This window comes from Candidatus Protofrankia californiensis (assembly GCF_900634765.1).
Lineage (GTDB): Bacteria > Actinomycetota > Actinomycetes > Frankiales > Frankiaceae > Protofrankia > Protofrankia californiensis.
In genome coordinates, this window is record NZ_CAAAFT010000454.1 from 1 (window position 1) to 6,251 (window position 6,251).

The window sequence follows — 6,251 nt, forward strand, 5'->3', positions numbered from 1 at the left end:
TCATCGATAAATCGATCGTTGAGGCCGGCAAGTATCGACACCACCCTGTCCCGGAGATCCGCATAGGCTCCGTCGAAACGGCCGAACGAGAGGCTCGAATGAAAAACAAGGTTCGGGAAGGCGTGCTCAGCCAAATCAAAGAAGCTGAATTCCGGTACGTTCTCGAGCGCGAATAAACGCCGCCAGAACTCGGACAGCTCCGCTGGGTCGTGAAAGAAGAACACGTCGCCCTCACCATGCTGACCACGTACAACGAGATGTCCCCGGCGAGTGGAGCCCGGGAAGACCACGCAGGCAACCCCATATCGCTCGAGGACCATGAGCAGTGCATATGCGGCGGAGAGCGTCATTACAGGCTCTCCACCGTCGATGCTCACGGGGGTATCAACATCCGGGATGTCGTCCCATTCCGGGCATCGCGAAAGCTGAGTGTGACTCAGCAGCAGCGTGTCCCGGTCCACGTTGGACGGGTACTCACCACAGAGGAACTGGTAGAGCTCGCAATCGTCCAGACACTTCACCGCGTCCCACATCGGCGCGCAGGCAACCCCGAAGCGGTCCTCGGCCCGGAGTGTTCGCAAGGTCTCGTTGAGCTCATCCAAATGATGTTCGATCTGGGCGTCGGATAATCCCCGGAAGTCGAAGCTCGCCTCGTCGACGACGAGACGAGGACCGCCACTATTTTTCTCGGCGCTTCGCACGCGCCAGCCTCCCCAGGTCCTCCTCGATCTGATCGAAAAATCCCTTCGGCCACATAGTGAGTCCGCCGCGGCCGGTAAGCTCTATCGCAACCGGAGCACCGTCTTCACCATCGCCGAAGAAATGCACCACCACCTCTCCTCGATCGAGAACCCGGTCGTCCGCGACGGCCAGGCGTATACCGTTGATCACGTGGTCGCTATGTGTTTCGACAACCACCTGTGCGCCACTTCCCGCGACTCGGCCAAGGAATCGGCCGAGCCGGGACTGGCCCGCCGGATGCAGATGAGCCTCAGGATTCTCGACGATCAATACACCATCTGCCGGCATCAGCAGGCCGGCGACGATGATTGGCAACGCGTAGGAGAAACCGAAACCCATGTTGGCAGGTCTGATCTGCTCGCTCAGTAATCCGGGCTCCTGAAAGCGGATCAAGCTAGCCGTGATCCCTGCCGGCCATTGCGCAGTGATTCTAATCGGCCGGATGATCTCAGATGCCCAGGTCTCGACCTGGGTACGCAGCGTTGTGACGCCGTGTTCCACGGTACGAGGATGGCGCAATGCTTCACGAACCTCCACAGTCTCATGAAGAGCCAGTGCCTGTGCCGTGTACTCGCCACGCACACCGACACCGATACGATCCGGGTCTTCAGCGGTGACATCCAGCTGATCCCGAGGACCAAGCCTTTCCGCGTTGAGATAACTGAACGACACGCCTTGACCTGCGAGCAGAGCTGGAACGATGGTCGGACGGTCACGTATCGGCAGATTCAGAGCTCGATCGTCCGGGACGTCAAACAAATACCGGGACGAGGCCCCGCCGGAATCGATCCGGATTTCGATCTCCTGATGCTCGGCTTCAGGGTGTAGGATATCGAATGCTTCACCAAGCGCCAGCCCGTATGGTCCGTTGAGCTGCACGACACGAGTACCCGTGTTCTCTGCCACCTGCCGAGCGAGCAGCAGAGCCTGGATAGCGGTACTCTTCCCGGTACCGTTCAGTCCGGTGAGAACAGTCAGAGGCCGGATCGTCAGGTCGGTCGAGACAAATCGTTTGAAATTGCGGACCGCAAGAGTAGTCATCGCAGGCCGGCCTGTGCGGCCTGGCCAGCCAGAGCAAACCGTAGCCGCACCTTCCTGGGATCTCCTGTCGATGTCGTGATCGCATCGATATACGCTCGATCATGAGTCATGAGATCGCGTGCCGCGGCCACCACCGGCTCCTTGCGCCTGGTCAGGTCTGCGAGGTCATACTGACCGAGCACATACGACCAGCTTTCAAACAACGGTCGGTTGATCGGATTCCGCGCGCTCGCTCCCCGAGGCCATTTTCGGAACGCGTGCTCGCCAAATACCTCATAACTTTTGATCATCGCCGATCGAAAAGAGGCGTGAAGTTCCGTCAAACGGTCGTCCGGAACCTCTCGCGGGTCGTCGAGCATGGTTGTCGTTCTCTCCAGGAAAGCGTCCATGGAGCCCTCGCGAACATAGCCGTCGACACCGTACAGCCAAAAGGCACAGTACCGGAGAACCACCTCGCGGTCATCCATCCGAATATGATCACGAAAACGCTCACCCGTAGCACGATCGAACTCCGGGGTGTGCGTGCACCGTTTGAGGAAGCTTCGGCTTCGCTCCCTGCTCATGCAGTGCCGGATCTCCTGGGCATTGAGGGGTGTGCCACCGGTGTTGATTCGTTTGAAGATGTCGTACTTGACACCCGGAGGGGTGGTCGGATCAATGACGTGGACAACGATCTGTGCATTGTTGATCCGACGCTGCAGGGCCGGAGTCAGCTCCTCGAAGCGTTTCTTCGCAGCCGAATCGAGATACTCCAGGTCGGTCAGTGCGAACGCCTGCTGCTGACCTCGTACATAGCTGTGCACGGTGGACAGCCGCTGCAAACCGTCGACGACACGCATCATGCCGTTGGTGTCCTCGGCGAAATAAAATGCCGGTAGCGGGATCTGCAGCAGGATCGATTCGATGAGGCGCGACTTTTGGCGAGCCTTCCAGACCGTGTTCCGCTGGAAGTCGGGGGCCAGCTCCAAATCACCGTCGTCGATCAGGTCGAGGATGTTACGAAGAGAGAACTGCTTCGTGCCGACCCGGATGTCATCTGGATTCCAGGGCCTGGCGATCGCCGACTGCTCGTCACCGAGCTCGATCTCGACACCGGTTGCCATGTTGTCGAAGTACTCTTCACGAACGTCGATGCCGTCCTCCGCCATGTCGACGCATCCTCCGGGTCCATTCGGGTCCGACGCCGATCCTACGAGACGTGGCAACGCGAGACTCGTCCCACATCAGGCCCCGCGGTTGGCTGCGTGTATGCCGACCATCCCTCAACCGGCGCACACCCGACGGGGCCAACGCTCCGGCGAACGGCGATCGCCGGAGCACACCGGGCGTCGCGGAACGACAACCCGGCCCACTTGGTGAGATCACGATCTCCGGCAGAGCCGTGCCCGGCCGGATACCGACGGGCCAACTCGGACAGGGCTGCGGTATCACGGTCAACAGACGGTGACGGTGCGCCGGGCCAGTCACGAACCCGCAACACGCCTGTTCGGCACCCGCCCCTGTTCGGCACCCGACAATGATCGATTCTCCCACCCGCACCCGGACGGTCGGGCGCCCACCTGCTCAGGCTTCCTGGAGAGCGGCTCCCAGGCTGCGCAACCCCTGCCGGTGGCTGCGGTACACAAGCGTGTGCCCGACGGCCACGACGGCCGCGATCGACCATTCGATGATTCCGAGGAATCCGAGCGCCACAAGACCGGCGAGGTAACCAAGCTGCTCAGGAGGAAGCAGCTCGTAGCGCCGACCGGCGAGGTCGACAGTGACGACACCGTGCCGGACGGCACGCTCGGCCGCTTCGTGGACACTTTCCAGCTTTTCGGTGGATACCGGTGTCAGAACCACGTCCGCCTCCCTGCCCTGGAGCTCCGTCTCAACCAGTCCTTTCCTTCCCCTGGGATTCCGGTCCCAACAGGCCGATGTCCGACAGATAGCCGGCAGAGGCCCGGCCCACCTGGCTGCACCCGGAATCCCCCCGCGGGAGCGGCGGCGCCGGGTCGATACTGCCGGATCGATACTTGCGTTCTCGAATAAGGATCATTCGGCAGATGACGGTGGATGTCCGTCGAACTCACGTGCCTCTGGCACCGCAAGCAGCGCCGACCGCGCCTGGGCAGCGTTTTGAAATCGCCGCTCCAGGTCCCGCGCCGTCCCTTTGGCTACAACCTGGGCCAATGCCGACGAGTAATCGAGGACGGAGACGTCGAGATCCTGGGCGGGTACCGGTAACGGCAGGTGCAACGGTTCAGGGCTTCCCGAATCCCGGTCATGAGCCTCGCGTTCCCCGTGACGCCAAGGGTCTCCTCCAACAACACAAGATCGTCAATGCTCGGAACCGCCGCGGACGGACGGGAGGGATGCTTACACGGAGTGGATGCTGACCTTTGTTCCGTGCACCTCGGCCAACGTGCGTAGGTCTGACGCGTCGCTGGTCAGGACCGAATGATCCTTCGATGCCGCGTTCAGCACGACCGTGGCATCGACGATGTCGCTGGTTCCCGCACGGGCCAACAGCGCGCCGACCGCTCGTGCGGTTTCCTCGGAAAGCGGCTCGATGTCACAGCCCTTCAACAGGCGGGACAGGTTCGGTTGCGGCCCGCCCCGCCAGACCTGCGCCAGTACGGGCGCCGGAACGACTGGCCGGACATCGTGCTCCAGCGCCTCGGCGTGCGTGGCCCACACCTTGTGGTCCGCCTGTTCAGCGGCAATAAGCGCCCCCGCGTCGTAGACCAGACCCTTCATTCGATCACTCCGAGGTCACGCAGGACGCGGCGGGCGTTCTCCCGAGCTTCCTCGGGAATGGGGCCGTGCTCGGCTTCGTACTCGCGGACGGCCGCGAGACCCTCCTGGATGCCGATGTGATGGTCGATCAGGCGGGATATCCAGGCCGACAGGCTGATGCCCTCGGTCGCCGCTGCCGCCCGTGCGGCAACGAGCACACGTTCGTCCAGGGAGAGGGACACCTTCGCCACGGCCATGCCGTCACCGTAGTCGATCTGTTCGTACCATCGGTACGAACATGCGGCCGAGAGCTCTCGGCCCGGCCAATCCGGAAGCAGGGTCACTGCGCACCTTCCTCCAACCCCTGGCAGATCTTGCTGTAAAGCAAGATTACCGGCCGAAGTAGGCAGATCGGCACGTAGCGTATACATCGAGACCACAGAATCGTTGAAACGCCGGTCAGACAGCCGTCCGCGACCAGATGATCGATTCCTGCCGGCCGCCGGTCGGCGTCCACCCACAGCTAACGGGCAGCTACCAGTAGCGGCGGACATCGCTTCTTCTTCGCGCCGAGCCGTACCGGCCGGCGGCGGCACGGGTCAGCGCAAGCGGTGGGCTACTTCGGTCGCCCAGTACGTCAGGATGATGTCCGCGCCCGCCCGGCGGACGGCGGTGATCGTCTCGGTGATGGCACGCTCGCGGTCGATCCAGCCGCTGGCTGCCGCGGCCTCCACCATCGCGTACTCACCGGACACCTGATATGCGGCGACCGGCACGTCAACGGCGTCGGCAACCGCCCGCAGGACGTCGAGGTAGGCCAGTGCCGGCTTCACCATCACGGCGTCGGCGCCCTCGGCGAGGTCGAGCGCGACCTCGCGCAGGGCCTCACGCGCGGAGCGGGCGGGGTCCTGCTGGTAACCGGCGCGGTCACCGAAACGCGGTGCACATTCGGCCGCGTCCCGGAACGGGCCGTAGAACGCCGAGGCGTATTTCGCCGAGTAGGCCAGGATCGGGACGTCGGGGAAGCCGCCGCTGTCGAGCGCCGCCCGGATCGCGCCCACCTGCCCATCCATCATCCCGCTCGGGGCCACCACGTGGGCGCCGGCGCGGGCCTGCGCCAGGGCGATCGAGGCGTAGCGGGCCAGGGTGGGGTCGTTGTCGACCTCGCCGTCCTCGGTCAGCAGACCGCAGTGACCGTGGTCGGTGTACTCGTCCAGGCAGAGGTCCGTCATGATCACCATGTCGTCGCCGATCTCGGTGACAAGATCAGCGAGGGCGAGCTGCACGATGCCGGACGGGTCGTCCGCGGCCGAACCGCGCCCGTCCTTGTGCGCCGGGACACCGAAAAGGATCAGACCGCCGACGCCGGCCCGGGCCGCCTCCACCGCAGCCTTGCGCAACGACTCCCGCGTGTGCTGGACCACCCCGGGCATCGAGGCGATCGGAGCGGGGGTGCCGATGCCCTCCTTGACGAACACCGGCAGCACAAGATCATCAGGATGCAGCCGGACGTCGGCAACCAGCCGACGCAGCGGCGCGCCACGGCGCAGCCGGCGGGGCCGCGCCAGGGGGAATCCCGCACCCCCACCGGCGATGGCGCCCGACGGCACGCTCACCGCCGGGAACCGCGCCGGGGCTTGGGCAGGCGGGCCGAGAGCGGACCGACCTTGCCCAGCTCCTCCCGGTGCTCGGCTGCGAAGTCGGCCAGCGCCTGCACCAGCGACGGGATCGTCGCCTCGGCCGCCTGGACG

Annotated in this window: 7 protein-coding genes; all 7 read right to left on the bottom strand. The window is 64.0% G+C overall.

The annotated features are described in order from the left end of the window. A partial coding sequence (locus tag DD1DGNOD_RS23490; protein WP_131771042.1) for a hypothetical protein occupies positions 1 to 701 on the bottom strand: 701 nt, incomplete at its 3' end. Then, positions 679 to 1,782: a DUF3696 domain-containing protein gene (locus DD1DGNOD_RS23495; RefSeq protein WP_131768591.1), complete on the bottom strand. Its 1,104-nt coding sequence runs from the start codon at positions 1,780 to 1,782 to the stop codon at positions 679 to 681. The genes DD1DGNOD_RS23495 and DD1DGNOD_RS23490, both read right to left, overlap by 23 nt. Continuing rightward, positions 1,779 to 2,930 (bottom strand): DUF262 domain-containing protein, encoded by a 1,152-nt coding sequence (locus DD1DGNOD_RS23500; RefSeq protein WP_131768592.1) that lies wholly within the window; start codon positions 2,928 to 2,930, stop codon positions 1,779 to 1,781. The genes DD1DGNOD_RS23495 and DD1DGNOD_RS23500 overlap by 4 nt, the downstream gene beginning before the upstream one ends. Positions 2,931 to 3,345: 415 nt before the next feature. Beyond that, entirely contained in the window at positions 3,346 to 3,624 is a 279-nt protein-coding gene (locus DD1DGNOD_RS23510; RefSeq protein ID WP_131768593.1) for a hypothetical protein, read from the bottom strand. A gap of 516 nt (positions 3,625 to 4,140) precedes the next feature. After that, complete coding sequence (locus tag DD1DGNOD_RS23515) at positions 4,141 to 4,521, bottom strand: PIN domain-containing protein (RefSeq protein WP_131768594.1); 381 nt, start codon at positions 4,519 to 4,521, stop codon at positions 4,141 to 4,143. Beyond that, positions 4,518 to 4,844 (bottom strand): hypothetical protein, encoded by a 327-nt coding sequence (locus DD1DGNOD_RS23520; RefSeq protein ID WP_131771043.1) that lies wholly within the window; start codon positions 4,842 to 4,844, stop codon positions 4,518 to 4,520. Before DD1DGNOD_RS23520 ends, DD1DGNOD_RS23515 begins: the two co-directional genes overlap by 4 nt. Positions 4,845 to 5,099: 255 nt before the next feature. Further along, positions 5,100 to 6,116, bottom strand: coding sequence for a porphobilinogen synthase (gene hemB, locus DD1DGNOD_RS23525; protein ID WP_241255940.1), 1,017 nt, complete (start codon positions 6,114 to 6,116; stop codon positions 5,100 to 5,102). Positions 6,117 to 6,251: the final 135 nt, after the last annotated feature.

Bases quoted from the DNA above. Each gene is read 5' to 3' on its own strand.
- DD1DGNOD_RS23495 (WP_131768591.1), bottom strand. From the start codon at position 1,782: ATGACTACTCTTGCGGTCCGCAATTTCAAACGATTTGTCTCGACCGAC.
- DD1DGNOD_RS23500 (WP_131768592.1), bottom strand. From the start codon at position 2,930: ATGGCGGAGGACGGCATCGACGTTCGTGAAGAGTACTTCGACAACATG.
- DD1DGNOD_RS23515 (WP_131768594.1), bottom strand. From the start codon at position 4,521: ATGAAGGGTCTGGTCTACGACGCGGGGGCGCTTATTGCCGCTGAACAG.